Origin of the sequence: Bacillus sp. FSL E2-8868, from assembly GCF_038005505.1 — a bacterium.
Taxonomy (GTDB): Bacteria; Bacillota; Bacilli; order Bacillales; family Bacillaceae_G; genus Bacillus_A; species Bacillus_A mycoides.
Map to the genome: position 1 here is coordinate 720,305 of NZ_JBBOTI010000001.1, position 20,505 is coordinate 740,809.

The 20,505-nt window shown below is 36.2% G+C and carries 22 protein-coding genes and 1 pseudogene; 17 read left to right on the forward strand and 6 right to left on the reverse strand.

Features of this window, described 5'->3' with window-relative positions:
* The first annotated feature begins 3 nt into the window (after positions 1-3).
* From xerD to corA, 6 genes are all read left to right on the forward strand, one after another.
* Positions 4-894 carry a site-specific tyrosine recombinase XerD gene (gene xerD, locus NSS74_RS03960; RefSeq protein WP_002143042.1) on the forward strand — a complete coding sequence of 297 codons (891 nt, stop codon included), beginning with the start codon at positions 4-6 and terminating at the stop codon, positions 892-894.
* Positions 895-1,038: 144 nt separating this feature from the next.
* Positions 1,039-1,767, forward strand: coding sequence for a FixH family protein (locus NSS74_RS03965; RefSeq protein ID WP_002088470.1), 729 nt, complete (start codon positions 1,039-1,041; stop codon positions 1,765-1,767).
* Positions 1,768-2,131: 364 nt separating this feature from the next.
* Positions 2,132-3,316: a phosphopentomutase gene (deoB, locus tag NSS74_RS03970; RefSeq protein ID WP_002014935.1), complete on the forward strand. Its 1,185-nt coding sequence runs from the start codon at positions 2,132-2,134 to the stop codon at positions 3,314-3,316.
* 12 nt (positions 3,317-3,328) lie between these two features.
* Entirely contained in the window at positions 3,329-4,150 is an 822-nt protein-coding gene (locus tag NSS74_RS03975; protein WP_001078443.1) for a purine-nucleoside phosphorylase, read from the forward strand.
* A gap of 7 nt (positions 4,151-4,157) precedes the next feature.
* A complete protein-coding gene (locus tag NSS74_RS03980) occupies positions 4,158-5,462 on the forward strand; it encodes a pyrimidine-nucleoside phosphorylase (RefSeq protein ID WP_002143040.1) in 1,305 nt (434 codons plus the stop codon).
* A 210-nt stretch (positions 5,463-5,672) separates the two neighbouring features.
* On the forward strand, positions 5,673-6,635 hold the full coding sequence (corA, locus tag NSS74_RS03985) for a magnesium/cobalt transporter CorA (protein ID WP_002067031.1): 963 nt from the start codon (positions 5,673-5,675) through the stop codon (positions 6,633-6,635).
* Between the two features lie 33 nt (positions 6,636-6,668).
* On the opposite strand, the gene NSS74_RS03990 is transcribed toward corA, so the two are convergent.
* Positions 6,669-7,958: an NCS2 family permease gene (locus NSS74_RS03990; protein ID WP_002143039.1), complete on the reverse strand. Its 1,290-nt coding sequence runs from the start codon at positions 7,956-7,958 to the stop codon at positions 6,669-6,671.
* Between the two features lie 134 nt (positions 7,959-8,092).
* Complete coding sequence (locus NSS74_RS03995; RefSeq protein ID WP_002033894.1) at positions 8,093-8,764, reverse strand: SIMPL domain-containing protein; 672 nt, start codon at positions 8,762-8,764, stop codon at positions 8,093-8,095.
* Between the two features lie 160 nt (positions 8,765-8,924).
* Here NSS74_RS03995 and NSS74_RS04000 point away from each other — a divergent pair, with 160 nt between their 5' ends.
* Entirely contained in the window at positions 8,925-9,344 is a 420-nt protein-coding gene (locus NSS74_RS04000) for a MarR family winged helix-turn-helix transcriptional regulator (RefSeq protein ID WP_002088468.1), read from the forward strand.
* Between the two features lie 101 nt (positions 9,345-9,445).
* Positions 9,446-9,991 (forward strand): hypothetical protein, encoded by a 546-nt coding sequence (locus NSS74_RS04005; RefSeq protein WP_000821091.1) that lies wholly within the window; start codon positions 9,446-9,448, stop codon positions 9,989-9,991.
* A gap of 85 nt (positions 9,992-10,076) precedes the next feature.
* Here NSS74_RS04005 and NSS74_RS04010 read toward each other — a convergent pair.
* The 4 genes and pseudogenes from NSS74_RS04010 to NSS74_RS04025 form a co-directional block, all read right to left on the reverse strand.
* Positions 10,077-11,415: pseudogene (locus NSS74_RS04010) on the reverse strand (IS3 family transposase).
* Positions 11,416-11,683: 268 nt separating this feature from the next.
* A complete protein-coding gene (locus NSS74_RS04015) occupies positions 11,684-12,772 on the reverse strand; it encodes an ABC transporter permease subunit (RefSeq protein ID WP_002088467.1) in 1,089 nt (362 codons plus the stop codon).
* Positions 12,762-13,643: an ABC transporter ATP-binding protein gene (locus tag NSS74_RS04020; RefSeq protein ID WP_002088465.1), complete on the reverse strand. Its 882-nt coding sequence runs from the start codon at positions 13,641-13,643 to the stop codon at positions 12,762-12,764. Before NSS74_RS04020 ends, NSS74_RS04015 begins: the two co-directional genes overlap by 11 nt.
* Positions 13,609-14,028: a GntR family transcriptional regulator gene (locus tag NSS74_RS04025; RefSeq protein ID WP_002033900.1), complete on the reverse strand. Its 420-nt coding sequence runs from the start codon at positions 14,026-14,028 to the stop codon at positions 13,609-13,611. Before NSS74_RS04025 ends, NSS74_RS04020 begins: the two co-directional genes overlap by 35 nt.
* Before the next feature lie 166 nt (positions 14,029-14,194).
* Between NSS74_RS04025 and dacF the strand changes: the two genes are divergently transcribed.
* The 9 genes from dacF to spoVAC all read left to right on the forward strand — a co-directional run bounded on the left by dacF (position 14,195) and on the right by spoVAC (position 20,493).
* Entirely contained in the window at positions 14,195-15,385 is a 1,191-nt protein-coding gene (gene dacF, locus NSS74_RS04030; RefSeq protein ID WP_002088461.1) for a serine-type D-Ala-D-Ala carboxypeptidase DacF, read from the forward strand.
* A gap of 165 nt (positions 15,386-15,550) precedes the next feature.
* Positions 15,551-15,901: an anti-sigma F factor antagonist gene (spoIIAA, locus tag NSS74_RS04035; protein WP_002088460.1), complete on the forward strand. Its 351-nt coding sequence runs from the start codon at positions 15,551-15,553 to the stop codon at positions 15,899-15,901.
* Positions 15,902-16,342: an anti-sigma F factor gene (spoIIAB, locus tag NSS74_RS04040; RefSeq protein ID WP_001243400.1), complete on the forward strand. Its 441-nt coding sequence runs from the start codon at positions 15,902-15,904 to the stop codon at positions 16,340-16,342.
* A gap of 12 nt (positions 16,343-16,354) precedes the next feature.
* Positions 16,355-17,113, forward strand: coding sequence for an RNA polymerase sporulation sigma factor SigF (gene sigF / locus NSS74_RS04045; RefSeq protein ID WP_002014922.1), 759 nt, complete (start codon positions 16,355-16,357; stop codon positions 17,111-17,113).
* Between the two features lie 138 nt (positions 17,114-17,251).
* A complete protein-coding gene (locus tag NSS74_RS04050) occupies positions 17,252-18,778 on the forward strand; it encodes a sodium-dependent transporter (protein ID WP_002143036.1) in 1,527 nt (508 codons plus the stop codon).
* Positions 18,778-18,876 (forward strand): methionine/alanine import family NSS transporter small subunit, encoded by a 99-nt coding sequence (locus NSS74_RS04055; RefSeq protein ID WP_000016829.1) that lies wholly within the window; start codon positions 18,778-18,780, stop codon positions 18,874-18,876. The genes NSS74_RS04050 and NSS74_RS04055 overlap by 1 nt, the downstream gene beginning before the upstream one ends.
* A 116-nt stretch (positions 18,877-18,992) precedes the next feature.
* On the forward strand, positions 18,993-19,613 hold the full coding sequence (locus tag NSS74_RS04060; protein ID WP_033716398.1) for a stage V sporulation protein AA: 621 nt from the start codon (positions 18,993-18,995) through the stop codon (positions 19,611-19,613).
* Positions 19,606-20,022, forward strand: a complete 417-nt coding sequence (gene spoVAB, locus NSS74_RS04065) for a stage V sporulation protein SpoVAB (RefSeq protein ID WP_000568664.1) — start codon at positions 19,606-19,608, stop codon at positions 20,020-20,022. Before NSS74_RS04060 ends, spoVAB begins: the two co-directional genes overlap by 8 nt.
* 12 nt (positions 20,023-20,034) lie before the next feature.
* Positions 20,035-20,493, forward strand: a complete 459-nt coding sequence (gene spoVAC, locus NSS74_RS04070) for a stage V sporulation protein AC (RefSeq protein ID WP_002128953.1) — start codon at positions 20,035-20,037, stop codon at positions 20,491-20,493.
* The last annotated feature ends 12 nt before the right edge of the window (positions 20,494-20,505 follow it).

A 20,505-nucleotide genomic window follows, 5' to 3' on the forward strand; every position in this document is an offset into this window, starting at 1 on the left:
AGATTGGAAGATCAATTAAAAGATTTTATTCATTATATGATTGTTGAAAAAGGTTTAGCGAAAAATACAGTTGTATCTTATGAACGCGATTTAAAAAGCTATGTGAAGTATTTGCAAAATGTAGAACAAACGAAGACGTTTCATGAAGTGACACGCTTGCATATTGTTAACTTTTTGCAGTATTTAAAAGAAAACGGGAAATCTTCAAAAACATTGGCGCGTCATATTGCATCGATTCGTTCGTTTCATCAATTTTTACTTCGTGAACGAGCAGTGGAGCATGACCCATCGGTACATATTGAAACGCCACAAGGGGAACGGAAATTACCAAAAGTATTATCAATCGACGAAGTGGAAGCATTGCTTCAAACACCGAAAACGGCAAGTGCTTTTGGGATTCGTGATAAGGCAATGTTAGAGTTGTTGTATGCAACAGGACTTCGTGTTTCAGAATTAATTGCATTAAATTTAGAAGATGTGCACTTAACGATGGGATTTGTTCGCTGTATCGGGAAAGGGAACAAAGAAAGAATTATTCCACTAGGAAGCTTAGCGACAGAAGCGATTCAAAAGTATATTGAAAAAGGAAGAAGAGAATTGATGGGTAAAAAAGCAGTAGATGCGCTCTTTTTAAACCATCATGGTAATCGATTATCGAGACAGGGATTTTGGAAAATTTTAAAACGGCTAGCGAAAGAAGCGAATATTGCAAAAGAGCTTACACCGCATACGTTGCGTCACTCTTTTGCTACGCATCTATTAGAAAATGGGGCAGACTTACGTGCTGTGCAAGAAATGCTTGGACATGCAGATATTTCAACGACGCAAATTTATACGCATGTTTCAAAAGCTAGATTAAAAGATGTATATAAACAGTTTCATCCGAGAGCATAGTTACTATGCTCTTTTTTTCATAGATTCAAAAGGCTATAGTACTTCACAAAAACTTCACAAACATTTCGTACATTGTTTTCAGCAGAAGACTAGAATATTACAATGTATTTCCTCTATACTAAATAAAGTATGAAGGAGGAAATGATGATGAAAAAACTTATTATGACTTTATTTATCGCGATGCTAGCATTGGCTGGCTGTAATACAAACAAAGAAGAACCGAAAAAAGAACAGAAACTGGAAGCTATAAAAGTAGCGGTTCAAACGAATCCGAAAGAAATTAAACCTGGTGAAAAAACAGAAGTACAAGCACTTGTTACACAAGGAAAAGAAAGAGTAACGGATGCTGATGATGTAAAGTTTGAGATTTGGAAAGATGGCGACGAGAAACACGAGATGTTAGATGGTAAGCATAAAGGAAAAGGTGTTTATGCAGTAGAGAAAACATTTGAAACTGATGGAGTATATCATATTATTCCTCATACAAATGCACGTGAAATGCATGTTATGCCAGAAACAAAAGTCGCTGTAGGAAATGCAAAAGTAGAAGATGCGAAAAAAGAAGAAGGTCATGGGGATCATAAAAGTGATACGATGATACATCTTATGGCTGGTGATATTAAAGCAAATGCTGAATCAACAATGAAAGTTCATTTGAAGCAAAAAGAAGAAGCGTTAACTGGTGCTGAAGTACAACTTGAGATTTGGAAAGATGGTGTTGAAAAGCACGAATTTATTCCAGCGAAAGAAGGAAATAAAGGAGAGTATGAAACGAAACATACTTTCAAAGAAAACGGTGCTTACAAAGTGAAAGTTCATGTTAAAAAAGGTGAACTACATGAACATAAAGAAGAAACAGTAGAAGTAAAATAAAAAGTAGCTCTTTAGAGCTGCTTTTTATTTTTATATTAGGAAATATGTTATAAAATGATTAGCACTTCTTTGCAGAATGGATTACAATAGAAGGGTAAAGAAAATGAGAAATTCTACGAAAATGTATTAAAAAGAAAGCGTAAACATGTTATGATATCAATATCAGATGTCTGACATCTGACTTGGAAAAACCTAGAAATGTTTTTTATTCGTTTGAAAGTAAAACGAAAAAGTTAGAGAATGATTTAAAGCAGTACTGTTTAATAATGAGGACGAAAGATAATTCCCATTGATAACAGTTTCACTTTATAGCGTTTTGAACATACTACAAGAAGTAGAACTGAACATATAGGAGGTTGCAGTTATGAATAAATATAAACGTATTTTCCTAGTCGTAATGGACTCTGTGGGAATCGGTGAAGCACCAGATGCTGAGCAGTTTGGTGATTTAGGTTCTGATACAATTGGTCATATCGCTGAACATATGAATGGATTACACATGCCAAACATGGTGAAATTAGGCCTTGGTAATATTCGTGAAATGAAAGGAATCTCTAAAGTAGAGAAACCGCTTGGATATTATACAAAAATGCAAGAGAAATCTACAGGTAAAGATACAATGACAGGTCACTGGGAAATCATGGGCCTTTACATTGATACACCATTCCAAGTGTTTCCTGAAGGATTCCCGAAAGAATTACTTGATGAATTAGAAGAAAAGACAGGTCGTAAAATTATCGGTAATAAACCAGCTTCTGGAACAGAGGTACTTGTTGAGCTTGGTCAAGAACAAATGGAAACAGGTTCTTTAATTGTTTACACTTCTGCTGATAGTGTATTACAGATCGCAGCTCATGAAGAAGTAGTACCACTTGAAGAGCTATATAAAATTTGTAAAATCGCACGTGAATTAACATTAGATGAGAAGTACATGGTAGGGCGTGTTATTGCTCGTCCGTTCGTTGGAGAGCCAGGAAACTTCACACGTACACCAAATCGTCATGACTATGCGTTAAAACCATTTGGTCGCACAGTAATGAATGAACTTAAAGATAGCGATTATGATGTAATTGCTATTGGTAAAATTGCTGACATTTATGATGGAGAAGGTGTAACTGAATCACTTCGTACGAAATCAAATATGGATGGAATGGACAAGCTTGTAGATACATTAAATATGGACTTTACAGGTATTAGCTTCTTAAACTTAGTTGACTTTGATGCCTTATTTGGTCATCGTCGTGACCCACAAGGGTATGGAGAAGCTCTACAAGAATATGACGCACGTCTTCCAGAAGTATTCGAAAAACTAAAAGAAGATGATCTATTATTAATTACAGCAGACCATGGTAATGATCCAGTACATCCTGGTACTGATCATACACGTGAATATGTACCGTTATTAGCATATAGCCCAAGCATGAAAGAAGGCGGACAAGAGTTATCACTTCGTCAAACATTTGCTGATATTGGTGCAACTGTAGCAGAAAACTTTAATGTTAAAATGCCAGAACATGGAACAAGCTTCTTAAACGAGCTAAAGAAATAGGGGGATAAACAGATGAATCGTGAACTAATTACAAAATCAGCTTCATACTTAAAAGAGAAATTTCAAGAGACACCACAAGTAGGACTAATCCTTGGATCTGGACTAGGTGTATTAGCAGATGAAATCGAGAACGCAGTAACAGTACCATACAGTGAAATCCCTGAATTCCCAGTTTCAACTGTAGAAGGACATGCAGGTCAACTTGTGTTCGGTACACTTCAAGGTGTAACAGTAGTAGCAATGCAAGGACGTTTCCATTTCTACGAAGGATACGATATGCAAAAAGTAACATTCCCAGTTCGTGTTATGAAAGAACTAGGTGTAGAAACAGTTGTTGTAACGAACGCAGCTGGTGGTGTAAATACATCATTTGAACCAGGCGATCTTATGTTAATTTCAGATCATATTAACTTCATGGGTACGAACCCATTAATCGGACCAAATGATTCTGAAATGGGTGTACGTTTCCCTGATATGTCTACATCATATACGCCAGAACTTCGCGAAATGGCGAAACAAGTTGCAGCAGATTTAAATATTAAAGTACAAGAAGGTGTATATGTTGGAATGACAGGTCCTGTATATGAAACACCTGCTGAAATTCGTATGCTTCGTACACTTGGCGGAGATGCAGTTGGTATGTCAACAGTACCGGAAGTAATTGTAGCTCGTCATGCAGGTATGAAAGTACTAGGTATTTCTTGTATTTCAAATATGGCAGCTGGTATTTTAGATCAACCACTTCATCACGATGAAGTAATTGAAACGACAGAACGTGTTAAAGCTAATTTCTTAGCATTAGTAAAAGCAATTGTAAAACAAATGAAGGGGTGACTTCACAATGAGAATGGTGGATCTAATTGCAAAAAAACGTGATGGACATGCATTAACGACAGAAGAAATTAACTTTATCGTTGAAGGATACACAAATGGTAGTATTCCAGATTATCAAATGAGTTCACTTGCAATGGCAATTTTCTTCCAAGATATGAATGATCAAGAACGTGCAGATTTAACGATGGCAATGGTAAATAGCGGTGATACAATTGACTTATCAGCCATTGAAGGGGTAAAAGTAGATAAGCATTCAACGGGTGGAGTTGGTGATACAACGACACTTGTATTAGGTCCATTAGTAGCTGCTTTAGGTGTACCAGTTGCGAAAATGTCTGGACGAGGTCTAGGACATACGGGTGGTACAATTGATAAATTAGAAGCAGTACCAGGATTCCATGTGGAAATTGAAAATGATGAATTCATGCGTCTTGTAAATGAAAATAAAATCGCTGTTATTGGTCAAAGTGGAAACTTAACACCTGCTGATAAAAAGTTATATGCGCTTCGTGATGTAACTGCAACAGTAAATTCAATTCCTCTTATCGCTAGCTCAATTATGAGTAAGAAAATTGCTGCTGGTGCAGATGCAATTGTTCTTGATGTAAAAACTGGAGCAGGCGCGTTTATGAAAACGGATGAAGATGCAAAGCGTTTAGCAGAAGCAATGGTACGCATCGGTAATAACGTTGGTCGTAATACGATGGCGGTTATTTCTGATATGAGTCAGCCGCTTGGTGAAGCAATTGGTAATGCATTAGAAGTACAAGAAGCAATTGATACATTACAAGGTAAGGGACCGAAAGATTTAGAAGAGTTATGTTTAACACTTGGAAGTCAGATGGTGTACCTTGCTGGACAAGCTTCATCTTTAGAAGATGCACGTGAAAAGTTAATTGAAGTAATGAACAATGGTAAAGCGCTAGAATCATTTAAAACGTTCTTATCCGCGCAAGGCGGCGATGCATCTGTTGTTGATGATCCTTCTAAATTGCCACAAGCACAATTTAAAATTGAAGTGGAAGCGAAAGAAGACGGTTACGTATCGGAAATCGTTGCAGATGAAATCGGAACAGCAGCAATGCTTTTAGGAGCAGGGCGTGCAACGAAAGAGTCTGAAATTGATTTAGCAGTTGGTCTAATGCTTCGCAAAAAAGTAGGCGATAGCGTGAAAAAAGGTGACTCTCTTGTTACAATTTACGCAAACCGCGAAAATGTTGAAGACGTAAAAGCGAAAATTTATGAGAACATGAAAATCGCTAAAAATCACGTAGATGCACCAACTTTAGTACACGGTATTGTAACGAAGTAATAAAGTGAAACTTTAATCAGTGGGGGCTTTATCCCCACTGATTATTAGCCTTCACCAATCGGGCATTTACGGGCAGCCCGACCCAGACCTAACTTCTTTGCTTTCGCTGAATTTTGAGGTAGGGGTCTTACTGCCCGCAAATAGCGGGATAAAAAAAAGCTGAGGAGATTTCTCCTTGGCTTTTTTTACTATTTTTTGTTTATAATAGTAATGGGTGAAATTATGATTAGAATTTGTGCAATAACGAAAAAAAATGAAGTTTTATATGATGTTTCGCTAGAAGAAACGAAAAAAGAGAACATCATATGGTATTGGCTTGATTTATATAAGCCAACGAAAGAGGAGTATACATATATTTTACAAGATCACTTCAAGTTCCATCCCCTTGCAATTGAAGATTGTGTAGAGTATGTACAGAGACCAAAGGTAGATTTTTATGATGGATATAACTTTTTAGTTCTTCATGCATTCGGAGAAGACGGATTAGAACCGCATGAAATCGATTTATTTATTAGTGATCGATATATAGTCTCTTTCCATTTCTCTCATAACAATGCGATTGAAAGAGTATGGAAAACGCTCGGTGAAAAGAAACGTATTAAGAAGAGTCCTTTGCATGTAGCACATACAATTATTGACCAAATTGTAGATGATTATTTCGCACCTGTTTATTACATCGAAGACCATTTAAATGCAATTGATGATAATTTAACGGGTGAGACAGCAGGAAGTGTGCTAGAAGAAGTATTTGATATTCGTGCAGATTTATCTAAGCTAAGGCGTACGATTATTCCGATGCGTGATTTATTGTATCGTATATTAAATTCAACACGTTTTTACGGTATAAGCGATCATGAAATTTATTTTAAAGATATACATGATCATTTGCTTAAACTGACAGAGATGATTGAAGCGAGCCGTGAATTAACAGCAGATATTCGAGATAGTTACTTTTCGTTGAATTCCCACCATATGAACAATATTATGAAAACATTAACTGTTTTCTCAACTATTTTCATGCCGTTAACATTTATTGCAGGGGTATACGGCATGAACTTCGCACATATGCCAGAGCTTGGCGGGAAGTATAGTTATTTTATTTGCTTAATTTTAATGGCATTAATTGGCGGCGGAATGATGGCTTGGTTTTATAAAAAAGGTTGGTTTAAGTAAAAAAACACCGAGGACTTCCTCGGTGTTTTTTTCTTAGCCAATAGCGTGTAATACGAACATGGCTAAGAATAAGCATGTAATAATATACATGGACGGTGCGACTTCTTTACGCTTTCCAAGTGCAACTTTCAAGATAGGATAAGCGATAAATCCGAACGCAATGCCATCAGCGATACTATATGTGAGCGGGATCATAACGATAATTAAAAACGCTGGAAATCCTTCTGAAAAGTCGTTCAGAGGAATTTGTTGAATGCTTGTAATCATCAGCCCGCCAATAATAATTAAGATTGGTGCAATGGCACTGTCAGGAATTATTTTGACAAACGGAAGCGCAAACAGTGATGCGAAGAATAACAACCCTGTAACGATAGACGTCAGACCTGTCTTCCCGCCTGCAGTAATACCTGCGGCACTCTCTACTGTTGAAACGGTAGGGCTTGTGCCAAATAAACCACATGTCATTGCTGAAATTGCATTTGCTTGGTAAGCACGTGGGAATTTACGATCATCTTCTAATAAACCATGTAAAAGTCCCATGTTCTCAAAAATAAGCACCATGCTTAAGGAGAATGTTGCAATCCAAAATGGCAAGGAAGAAAGTTTCCCAAATGACATAGCTCCAAACACATCGCCATAATTAGCGAATGAAAACGAACTATTTCCCATTTGACTCGTATCAACAAGACCAAACAGCCATGCAATACCAGTTCCAATTGCAATCGTCCATAAAAAGCTTCCACGTACGTTACGCGCAAATAGTACAAGTGCGACAATAAGAGTAAGTAGTGTGGCAAGAACGACAGGACTACTTAATTTTCCCATTGCAACAGCAGTATTAGGATGCGAAACGACTAAACCACCTTTTTGCAAGCCGATGAAAGCTAAAAACAACCCGATACCGACAGTGATCGCTTCCTTTAATGACTTTGGAATCGATACCGAAAGCACGCGAGCAATCGGTGTAAAAGCAGCAATTGTAAAAATAATACCGGCGATAAAAACAGCTGCCAATGCTTCTTGCCAAGTTAAACCGAGCGTATGCACAGCAGTGTACGTGAAGAATGCATTTACACCCATACCAGGGACAAGAATAGCAGGTGCATTTGCCCAAAATGCCATGAGTAGACATCCGACAAATGAACTAAAAACAGTTGCCAAAATTCCTGCCTCAAGAGGAATGCCGGCATCTGATAAGATTGACGCATTTACAATCATAATATAAACAATTGTGAAAAATGACGTGACTCCAGCTAAAACTTCTTGTTTTGGTGATGTTTGGTGTAAGTCTAATTTAAATGTTCTTTCAAGTATTCCTTTCATGTTAAACCTTCTTTTTCATATCCCTCTCCCACCCGTGATATCTCTTATGTAAGAGCTCACCGTCCTTTATTATATCAGAACATCATGTTTTTACAACAACGAAAATGATAACGGTTACTTATAAATGAGTTTATTTATAAATACGTAAAAATTGCCCGGATAGATGAAATGATTTCTAGTTCTCCTGATTGAATGGGCGGAGCTGCTTGCGCATGCAAAGTAGCATATGATGAGATCTCCCGTGGTAATTGGGCAGATTCTTCAACGAGTGAGAGGGGAACAGGATTAATATTTAAATTGTAAGTACTCGCAATTGTACGAGCTTTGTCTACTGCTTGTTGCAGAGCTTGAATGAGAGCTTGCTCATAATATTTATTTGGATGAGATATTCGAAAACGTAATCCTTTTGCTACGTTTGCACCATTTGTAACGGCTATATCATATACTTCCCCTGCTTTTTGTACATTTAAAACGGTAATTTCATACAAATGCTCTACACGGTAGCCTTGTAGTAATGCTTTATCATTTACATATTCGTATTGAGGAGTAATTGTATAAGAAATGGTTTCTATATCTTTATCGGCAATACCTAGCTGTTTGAGTGCATCAAGCAATTGTTTCGATTGCACTGCATTTTCTTCTTGCGCCTGTTTTACATTTTTACTATCTGTTCGAATGCCCAGTGTTAATATGACAACATTTGGTTTTGCCTTTATAATGCCTTCTCCTTGTACAGTAATAGTAGCTTCTTTACCAGTATTCGTCGTACGGATATTATGTAAATACGGATTCATTCCACTTTGCATTTATGCTCACCATCCTTTTTTATATGTATATGTGTGAACAAAAAAGAAAATCTTATGAAAAAAGTTACATAAATGAGAATGTTGAGGGAAGAAAGCATATACAATATAGGTATTTATAGATTATAATATGTGTAAATATGATAAAAAAGGGACGAGGCTAGTGAACGAAAATAGAGAAACACTGATTTTAGATTTATCTGCATCATTTCGAAAGATGATACGTTTATTACAAAATGATATTAATACACGTTTTTCAGAGCATATGCCATATAATGAATTCTCTGTATTACGTGCGTTATTTTTAAAAAGTCCACAGATGGCTTCGCAAATTGCGAGTGAAGTAAACGTAACCTCCAGTCATATTACAGCTGTAACAGATCGTCTCGTGCGAAAAGGGTTTGTTGAAAGAAAACGTTCAAATTCGGACCGTCGTATCGTATACTTAGAAATTACTGAAAACGGACGAGAAGTAACTGAAAAGCTTGAAGCTGTGCGTAAAGAATATTATAAAGAGAAATTTAAAGGTTGGAGCGACCAAGAGATAGAAATGGTTTTAGAACTATTTGGCCGCGTATTATAATAAATGAGGATAGGAAGCGAGAGCTTTCCTATCCTTTTTCTTTTGAATAAAAATATTTTGAAACTCCGATACTTTAATTAAACAGATCGGAGTGAAAAATTATGAAACGTATTTTTACGCTTTTCATTATGATTGGAAGTATGTTCTGCTTTAATAAGTTCGTGGATGCTGCAACGCCAATTCATGTCGTTCAAAAAGAATTACAACATATTTCAAATAAGCAACCTGTGTTATATTCAAAACTATGGATTCGCTCTATGCAGAATGCCATTTTATTTCATCATAGTGATAACATGCGGCATGAAGATACGATAAGCAATGTGACAAAGTCTTCTCTTGTAAAAGTAAAACAACTTCCACTTCAGAAAGCATCACAGTACATCCCGAGATTATCACAATATATTGCTAAGTTTGAGGCTGAAAATGTTCAAGTGTATTATGTTGCAGCTCGTTATGAAGTGAAAAAAGAAAATCCGTATCAGTTAAATGGAATGAATTATTTTATGCAAGTGTTTATTCAACAAGGGGGAGAATGGAGAATTGCTGAAAGTATAGTTGCTCCAACAGATCAAATCGTAGCAAATGGTGACGGGTTTGGAACGAAGCAAGAAAAAGAGTATGGGAAAAGAAGAGAGAATGTGAAATAACCTCTTTATTTAGATCAGGATATATATAATAAAAAAGCATTGCTCTTGTAATCTGTACCCTTTGTAAAGGACATTTTGAAAAAAGTTAGGCAACATCAAGGAGATGATTTCTGTATCCAACAGGAGTCATCTTTTTTAAATTCCATTGATATCTATAGTGATTATAGTACGTCATATATTTCTTAATCTCTTGTTTCAACTCAGTAAAAGACTCGCAAGGTTTTATATGTGCTTCATCTTTCAGATGACCAAAAAATGATTCCTGTGGAGCGTTATCCCAACAGTTTCCTCTTCTTGACATAGATTGTCCGAGCTTTAGCTTTTTGACTAATTTTTGGTAGGTAGGGCTTGTGTAGTGGGCTCCTTGATCTGAATGAATATATGCACCGTTAGTCAATCGAATCCTCTTATTCCGTTTTAGTTTATGAAGAGTTGTTGTTACGAGGTCTAATGTCATCTGTTCTGAAACATGGTAAGCTAAAATTTCATTGGTTGAGCTATCTAAAATTGTAGATAAATAAGCTCTTTTATTCTTACCGTAACGTAAACTAAATAAGTGATATCTGTAAGAAGTGTTTTTCCTGGGGTGTTTTGTTTAAATTCTCGATTTAATTGATTCGGCACTACTCGATGTTCTTTTGAAGCTTTCAGCATTCTTTTATAAGGGTTTGCTTTCCGAATCGGACAGACAATCTCATATTTCTTCATGATTCTACGGATACGCTTTAAATTGTAGACAACTTGAAAATGACCCGCCAATGTCATTTTTATTTGACGAGCCCCTTTCTTTCGATTTCTAAATCGAAGTGCTTTTAATATGATTTCTTTCACGATTTCATCTTGATCGTTCTTTTGTTTCCGTTGTTCTTGAGATGAAATGGAAAAATAATTATAGTATCCCGAACGGGATACACCAGCTACTTTACACAAGTAACTCACCATATTTCTTAAGTTATATTTTATGATGACAGAACAAATCAGGATATATTTCTGACTAGGTGATAACGTTATTTCCTTCTCATCCTCCCTTCCATAAGTTTGATCTTTTTTAACAATTCATTTTCTGCCTTTAGTAAGTTCCGTTCGGCTTCTAAACGAGCATACTTCTCTTCTAACGTAAGCTCTCTCTCAAGAGTTCTTCCCGCGTTTTCGGTGCGTGTATCTCGTAAACCAAATACACCATTTTTTCTGTAAGCAGCACGCCATCTACTTCCTGATGACATAATTCGTTTCATTCCAATCATATCTATATCAAAACCACATTCTTCAAAAATATTTCGGGGTAGTTTTCCTTTCGCATTCTCCTCAATAAAAATACGCTTAAATTCATCTGTATAAGTGATACCTTTCTGACTTACAGATTTTATATATGGGTTATTTGATAGAATTTGAATGTCTCTTTCTGTAAATAGCTTTTTTGTCATTTTAAACCTTCTCCGATTCCAATTTTCTCTCATTATACAAGAAATACCCTATAGAATAGACTTTTTTTCAGTGTCTATTCTATAGGGTACATTTTATTGTGCAATGCCTTTTTTATTTAGTTCATATAAGAGTTAAATAATTCATAACATCTTTCTTTTGTCATTGTATGACTTTTTCCGTCAGCTTCTATTAATGCCATTGTTCCGTGTTTATAGTTTCACATCTATAATGCTTTTTGAAACATGTATCCACCACCTTAATGCATATTTATTTCCCTACAAAAGCAAACTTCAATTTTAATAGACGTGTAAAAATGAAGTAACTTATGATAGCGAATAGGAAAAATCCAACATAATAAGACAGAAGTGCATCTCGTCCGCCTAATATTCTACCGCCAAGCAGTCCGAAGCATAGAACAGTGCAAATCATGAACCATTTTTGCAAGTTAGGAAACAATAGTATTTTTCCGTTTTGTTCGTTCGGTGTACGTGTGTATAGAAAGGTTGCCATTGATAAAAAGATAATGATGTAAGCAAATGGTGTTAATAGTGTCCAAGGAGAAGGTACAGAAGTATGCTCCATTGGATTGTCCGGTGGTACACTAGGAAGTTTATTGCCATAGTCATCAAATGTTTCTATCGGGCGGTAATCATAAGTAATAGAAAAAGATTCTAATGGTGAAATGATACCTGTATGTTGTAAGTACTCATGAGTATGGTGCTCTATTTCTCCCATTGCATCTAAAGACCATTGTGTATGGGAATAAATGAATCCGGAAATTAACAATCCAAAACCGTATGGTAAAAATAATAGAATGATAGTTAAACTACTTTGAGAGAATATATGTCCAGTAATGGTTCCGATAAATAAGGTGAATGTATAAATAGCGATAAGTACAACCGTAGCATATAGAAAGTAACTATAGAACGGAGTAAAGATTTGATGCTCATTGTGAAACGACATGTTCTTTATTCCGTACATGCTAATCCAGCAAACAATTTGCACTGTAATAATATTCAAAACACCAAGCCACCATTTTGTTAAAAAAATATCTTTTCGTTTAAAAGGCATCGAGAATAGAAAATCAGTTGATTGATTGTTACGTTCCCATCCAATTAAAAGACAAGCAAGTGCAATAAGAGTAGCTCCTTGAAAGAAGACGGCACCATCAGATGTCTGAAAATAGTAGGAGTAGTAATATGCATAGTCACCAAACTTCATTTTTGATAGTTTTAGCTGCATTTGCGCTTCTTGATAATATTTATAAGGTAGTTGATATAAACTAATTAACCAAAATAATAGAATTATATATTTTCCTTGCTTCCATTGCCTCATCCATAAAGCTTTATGAAACATGCGAATCCTCCTCAAACGTTGTGATAAAAATATCTTCGAGCGACATGGTTAATTCCTCAATGAGCAGTGGCTGTTCTTTATGAAACTTTTCTAATGTAGCTGCCACCTTTCCCTCAATTAAGATGGTATATACTTTTCCTGTTTGATTTAATATTTTAATATTGCTTAAGTTTTCTAGTTTTTGAGGTAATGACCGTTCATAAGCTACTTGGATTTTAGCAAATCGCGATTTTGCATCGTCAAGTGATGTAATAGAAGCTACTGTATGTCCTTTTAGAATAATAATTGTATCTGCAATTTGTTCCACTTCATCTAAATGATGAGTTGAGATGAAAATGGTAATCTCTTTTTCTGCAACTTCTCCAACGAGAAACTGCAAAATCTGTCTTTTAACGATAGGATCGAGCCCATTTGTCGGTTCATCTAAAATGATATACTCTGCTTTTGTAGCAACGGCTAAAATGATCGCAAGCAACGCTTTCATTCCTTTTGAATAACTACGAATCCGCTTGTTTGGTAAGTTAAAACGTTCAAGCAGTTCGTAGAAATATGATTCATCAAATGCTGTATAAACTGCTTTATAAAATTTCACGATTTCTTTTACTGTATATCCGTTCAGTATGTTAGTAGAATCTGGAACATATACGACCTTTTGTTTCATTTCAGGGTGCATATGGATATCTGTATCTTCATATGTAACCGTGCCTTCATCTGGGTCTAAAATGCCGATCATCGTTCGTAATAAAGTTGTTTTCCCTGCGCCATTTCTTCCGAGTAATCCGACGATACTACCTTTTTGTAATGTGAAAGAAACATCGTCTAAAATCGTTTGGTTATCAATTGTTTTCTTCAAGTTTGTCACTTTCAACATCTGTATTTCCTCCAATCTCTTTATAGTATGAATCTATCCAATCGTGAATTTTATCTTTCGTAATCCCAAGATAAGAGGCTTCTAGTAATAATTGATGAAATTGCTTTTCAACCATAGCGATTTTCCTTTCGTCTAATGTTGGGGTAATCGATTGGGCTACAAATGTTCCTTTTCCTCGTAATGTTTCAATAATCCCTTGTCGCTCTAATTCTTGATAAGCTTTACTTACTGTATTTGGATTTATAACGAGCAAAGAAGCAAGCTCGCGTACAGAAGGAAGTTTATCACTTGGAGCTAACATATTTTTTAGTACGAGCTCTTTTATATTTTGAACAATTTGTTCCCATATCGGAGTGTTGCTTCTTGGATCAAGTTGAATATGCAAGAGCAATGTCTCCTTCCTGATGAGTATTAAGTGTACTACTACGTGTAATACACTTAATACAATATAGGCAATGAATTTATTTGTCAACTGAAAATAATAGAAAAATATGGTATTAAAAACGTATAAATTGGAAAAAATAAGTTTGATATAGAATGGAGGGTTAGTCATGAAGCGAGTTTTTGGAATACTTGTTTGTTTCATGTTATTGCTTTCTGGTACTTCAGTTAGTTTCGCACAATCTGAGAAAACGAAGCAGGAAAAAACAGAAGAAACCACGCCGAAGTTAGCGGAACAAGCGTCGTCAGCGATCGTAATTGAGCAAGATACAGGTAAAGTTTTGTTTGATAAAAATCCGAATGAAAAGTTACCACCTGCTAGTATGACAAAGATTATGACAATGCTATTAATTATGGAACAAGTTGAAAAAGGAAAACTAAAACTAAACGATAAAGTTAGAGCGAGTGAACACGCAGCTTCAATGGGCGGATCACAAATTTTTCTAGAACCTGGGGAAGAGATGACTGTAAATGAAATGTTAAAGGGCATTGCCATTGCATCTGGAAATGATGCATCTGTTGCAGTAGCTGAGCATATCGCTGGTTCAGAAGAAGGATTCGTAAATATGATGAACAAAAAAGCGAAAGATTTAGGACTGAAAAATACACATTTTCAAAATCCGACAGGTCTTCCAGCGAAAGATCATTATTCCACAGCGAATGATATGGCTATTATGGCGAAAGAGTTGATGAAGTATCCACTTATTCGAAAATACACAGGTAAATATGAAGACTATTTACGTGAAAATACGGATAAGAAGTTTTGGCTTGTTAATACGAATAAGCTAGTACGTTTTTATCCTGGAGTAGATGGAGTGAAAACAGGCTTTACGACAGAAGCGAAATATTGTTTAACGGCATCGGCTGAGAAAAATGGTATGCGTGTTATTTCAGTTGTAATGGGAGCGCCTACATCAAAAGAGCGGAACAATCAAGTAACGAAGCTTCTTGATTATGCATTTGGACAATACATGACAAAGAAATTGTATACACGTGGTGAGAAAATTAAGACTGTACAAGTAGGAAAAGGTAAGGAAGAAAAAGTAGATTTAGTTGCGTCAGACAATGTGTCTCTTCTTATGAAGAAGGGCGAAAATATGGACAAAGTTAAACAAGAAGTGATTGCTGAAAAGAAAGTGAAGGCACCGATTAAAAAAGGTGATGCACTTGGCACACTTGTTATTAAAAGAGATAAAGATGTTTTATTAAAACAAACAATTGTAGCGAAAGAAGATGTTGAGGCAGCGAGCTGGTGGGAGTTATTTAAAAGAAGTTTTGGGATGTTTTCAACATCAAAATAGCGGCGGGAATTTTGATGTTTTTCTGTTCATATTTACTGAAATAATTGCTGAAAGGTTTCACTTTATGACGAAATAGTTCTTCTTTTGTCAGTAGGAAGGATTCTGATTTTATATCACGAAAATCTTATGTTAATGAGTAAAGTTTGAGCATAAGGAGGAAATCGTGTGAGTCTTTCCATGCATTTAGAAGTAAAACGTGACGTCTTATGTGTGAGGCTAGAGGGCGAGTTAGATCATCATACTGCTGAAGAGTTGCGAACGAAAGTCACAGATATGATTGAGACACATGGTGTTCATCATATTGTTTTGAGCCTAGAGAACTTAACATTTATGGATAGTTCTGGTTTAGGCGTTATATTAGGCCGATATAAACATGTAAAGGGATTAGGTGGAGAGATGGTTGTCTGTGCAATTTCACCGCCCGTTAAACGTTTATTTGAAATGTCAGGTCTATTCAAAATTGTTCGTTTAGAAGAAAGTGAAGCGCATGCGCTCGCGACGTTGGGGGTGGCGTAGATGAGAAATGAAATGAACCTTCAATTTTCAGCGTTAAGTCAGAATGAATCATTCGCTCGTGTTACGGTAGCTGCTTTTATTGCGCAATTAGACCCGACGATGGAAGAACTAACAGAGATTAAAACAGTTGTGTCAGAAGCGGTTACAAATGCAATTATTCATGGGTATGAAGGAAATGCAGAAGGTGTTGTTTATATTTCAGTGATTTTGGAAGAAGCGATGGTGAAACTCACGATTCGAGATGAAGGGATTGGTATCTTTAACTTAGATGAAGCAAGACAACCCCTTTTTACAACTAAACCTGAATTAGAGCGTTCCGGAATGGGATTTACTATCATGGAAAATTTTATGGATGAAGTAGAAGTTATTTCAAACGAATCTTTCGGGACAACAATCCATTTGACAAAATACTTATCAAATAGTAACGCTCTATGCAATTAAGGAGAATAGCCAATGGACATAGAGGTCAGAAATGAGAAGAAGAAACCTCAGTTAAAGGACCACGAGCTAAAAGCGTTAATTCAAAAAAGTCAAGATGGAGATCAACAAGCGAGAGATACAATCGTTCAAAGTAATATGCGTCTCGTATGGTCGGTTGTACAGCGATTTCTTAATCGAGGATACGAACCAGACGATTTATTTCAAATTGGATGTATTGGACTCTTAAAATCGGTAGATAAATTTGATTTATCTTTCGACGTGAAATTTTCAACATATGCAGTTCCAATGATTATCGGTGAAATACAACGATTTTTACGTGACGATGGATCAGTGAAAGTAAGTAGATCTTTAAAAGAAACAGGAAACAAAGTCCGAAAGATGAGAGACGAGCTTTCGAAAGAATTTGGAAGGGCTCCAACGATTAATGAGGTAGCACAGGCTCTTGAACTAACGCCGGAAGAAGTTGTTCTGGCGCAAGAAGCGAGTCGTGCTCCTTCGTCGATACATGAAACCGTGTATGAAAACGACGGAGATCCAATTACTATTTTAGATCAAATTGCAGATCAATCAGAAACGAAATGGTTTGATAAAATTGCTTTAAAAGAAGCAATTAGAGAATTGGATGAACGAGAAAGGCTAATTGTGTATTTGCGCTATTATAAAGACCAAACCCAATCAGAAGTAGCGGAGCGCATAGGCATTTCGCAAGTACAAGTTTCAAGACTTGAAAAGAAAATATTAAAACAGATGAAAGATCGAATAGATGAATAGCTATCTATTCGATTTTTTTTATTGTCACGAAAAGTAGAAGATTCCAACTATCGCTAAAAAATTTACAGAATTTATTGATAATTTAGTTAATTTAAACTATAATCCAAGTATGAACTTGTCACAAAGGGGGAAGGAAACATGGAAACGAGGCAACAATGGGGAACGAGGGCTGGATTTATTTTTGCAGCAATCGGTTCCGCTGTTGGACTAGGGAATATATGGCGTTTTCCTTATACAGCGTATGAAAATGGGGGAGGCGCATTCTTTTTACCGTACTTATTTGCATTATTAACGACTGGTATTTCATTGTTAGCTTTCGAGTTTGCTCTTGGGCATCGCCATCGTGGTTCGGCGCCACTTACATTCTTCCGTATTCATCGACGTGCTGAATTTATTGGATGGTGGCAAATGTGTGTGACATTTATTGTTTCAACATATTACGCTGTAATCATTGCTTGGTCTATTTCGTATACGTACTTTGCAATTACTGGAGCATGGGGGAAAGACACGCAATCATTTTTATTTAAAGAATATTTACATGTTGCAGATAAGCCAGGACAATTCGGGGGGCTCGTACCAGAAGTATTAATTCCGTTAGCTCTCGTTTGGATTATTGTGCTTGGTGTTGCGTTTAAAGGAGTTAAAAAAGGAATCGAAGTTGTTAACCGTATTTTTATTCCTTTACTAGTTGTTATGTTCCTTATTATCGTTGTTCGTGCAGTGACGATGGAAGGTGCGATGCAGGGGCTAGATGCATTTTTTAAACCAGATTGGAGTCGTATTTTTGATGGGAAAGTATGGCTTGCTGCTTACGGTCAAATTTTCTTTAGTTTATCTTTAGCATTCGGAATTATGATTACGTATTCTAGTTATTTACCGAAAAACTCAGATACAACAAATAATGCTTTTATTACAGGATTTGCAAATTCAGGATTTGAATTATTGGCAGGTATTGGTGTCTTTGCAGCTCTTGGATTTATGGCGAATAACATGGGGGTACCGGTTGATAAAGTAGCTAGTGCTGGTGTAGGACTTGCATTTGTAGTATTCCCGCAAATTATTAATGAGTTACCGATGTCGCCGTTATTTGGTGTATTATTCTTCTTATCTCTAACTGTTGCTGGAATTACATCACTCATTTCACTTGCAGAAGTATGCTTTGCCGCTGTATCTGAAAAATTCAGCTTGAGTCGTCAAAAGACGATTGGAATTATGGGAACGCTATTAGTATTAGTTTCTCTTGTTTTTGCAACACGTGGTGGACTTATGTTCCTAGATGTTGTTGATTACTTCGCTAACAATTTTGGATTGATTACAATTGCACTCGTTGAAGTAGTTACAATAGGACTAATCTTGCGCCGTTTACCAGTTTATCAAAATCATGCAAACTTTGTATCTGATATAAAGTTAGGAACGTTTTGGAGAGTGAGTTTACTCGTTATTACTCCACTTATGTTAGGGTATATGTTAATTGATGGTACAATCCAAAACATTAAAAAGAACTACGGAGGTTATCCAACAGAGTTTGTTGTAACGTATGGTTGGTCGATAGCGGCAGCATTCCTTCTAGTCGCGTTAGTTATTGGTCTGAAAAAATGGAATGCACAAATACATTCAGACTCTGTCCAGCTTGAAAAAGAATGGAAGGACCGAGGTGTTTCATGATGAGTGGATCAGCGATTATGATGATGGTTATAGGTATGGTAGTCATTTGGGGAGGACTTGCATTAAGTATTGCAAATTTATTTAAGAAAAAGGCATAAACTAAAAAACATCTGTACCGAAATGGTACAGATGTTTTTTTATGAAAAAATTGTATTAGAAAAAAATTCAATAACCATACTACAACTACGAGGAAGAGTGAAGGGGTGAATGGAAATTGGAAGGAACAATTTATATTAAAATGCGCAATCGCTTAAAAGTGTCTCCTACGTATGAAGTAAAGCTGAGCGATGTTGCCCAACTTGCCGGAGATTCTTTTATAGTTGAGTCGTTACAAAATGAGATAGTCTACAAAATAACAGCACATGATAAGACGCATGTTGTAATTGATGTCATGAAAGTAATTGAGATTATTCAACAAAAAGCATCTCATGTACAAATTAATTTACTGGGTTCTGGACAAACTCTTGTTGAAATTATATATGAAAAAAAGAAAGTGCATCCGGTTTTCTTCGGACTTGTATGGTTGTTACTTTTCATTGGAGCGGCCCTTGCAATAATTTATTTCCATGAGGATGTAAGTATGCAACAAGTACATCAACGGTTATATTACATGATTACTGGAGAGTTTAAGGAGCAACCACTATTATTTCAAGTTCCATATTCAGTAGGTCTTGGATTAGGTATGGTTTTATTTTTTAATCATGTATTTCAAAAGCGAATTAATGAAGAGCCTAGTCCGTTAGAAGTTGAGATGTTTCAATATCAGCAGTCGCTTGATCAATATGTGATTGTTAATGAAAACAAGGATAACACGAAACAACTTGCCGATGATTGAATGTGGGTTTGTTATATTAATTGGTTTAGCTGGCGGGATTGCAGTAGGTAGCGGATATGTTGCCTTTTTAGCTGTTCTCGGTATTATCCCGCGCTTAGCTCAATTAACGAGAAGTGGAAAGCATATTCAATATTTTGAGTGGGCTGTCATTGCGGGTACTTTAACTGGGGCTTGGTGTAGTTTGAAAAACATTACATTTCAAACATCGCAATATTGGCTTGTAATATTAGGGTTATTTTGTGGCACATTCATTGGAATGCTTGCTGCGGCATTAACAGAAGTATTAAATGTTTTACCTATTTTAGCGAAACGAGTCGGGGTAGAGGGGAAAATTGTTGTTTTACTCGTTGCTCTTGTACTTGGAAAAGTAATAGGCTCATTGTTTCACTGGATTTATTTCGTAAAGTAGGAGGCAATATATATGGCAGGGCGAAAATTGAAGGACGATTACATAAATAAAGTGAAGGAGTACCATCCAAAACCGAACTATTTCATAAATTGTGTGAAGGCATTTCTTGTTGGTGGACTCATTTGTACGGTTGGAGAAGTGTTGATGAAATTTTATATACATTACTTTCACTTTAGTGAGAAAGAGGCAGGAAACCCTACAGTTGCAACTCTTGTTTTACTATCAGCGATTTTAACAGGGTGTGGTGTATATGATAAAATCGGGCAGTTTTCTGGAGCGGGATCAGCAGTACCAGTTACTGGATTTGCGAATTCTATGGCGAGTGCCGCACTAGAACATAGGAGTGAAGGGATTGTTCTAGGAATCGCTACTAACATGTTTAAGCTTGCAGGAAGTGTCATTGTATTTGGAGTCGTCGGTGCATACATTATCGGGTTAATAAGATATACATTTCAAATTTTAATGTCTTAAAGGAGGGGTGGG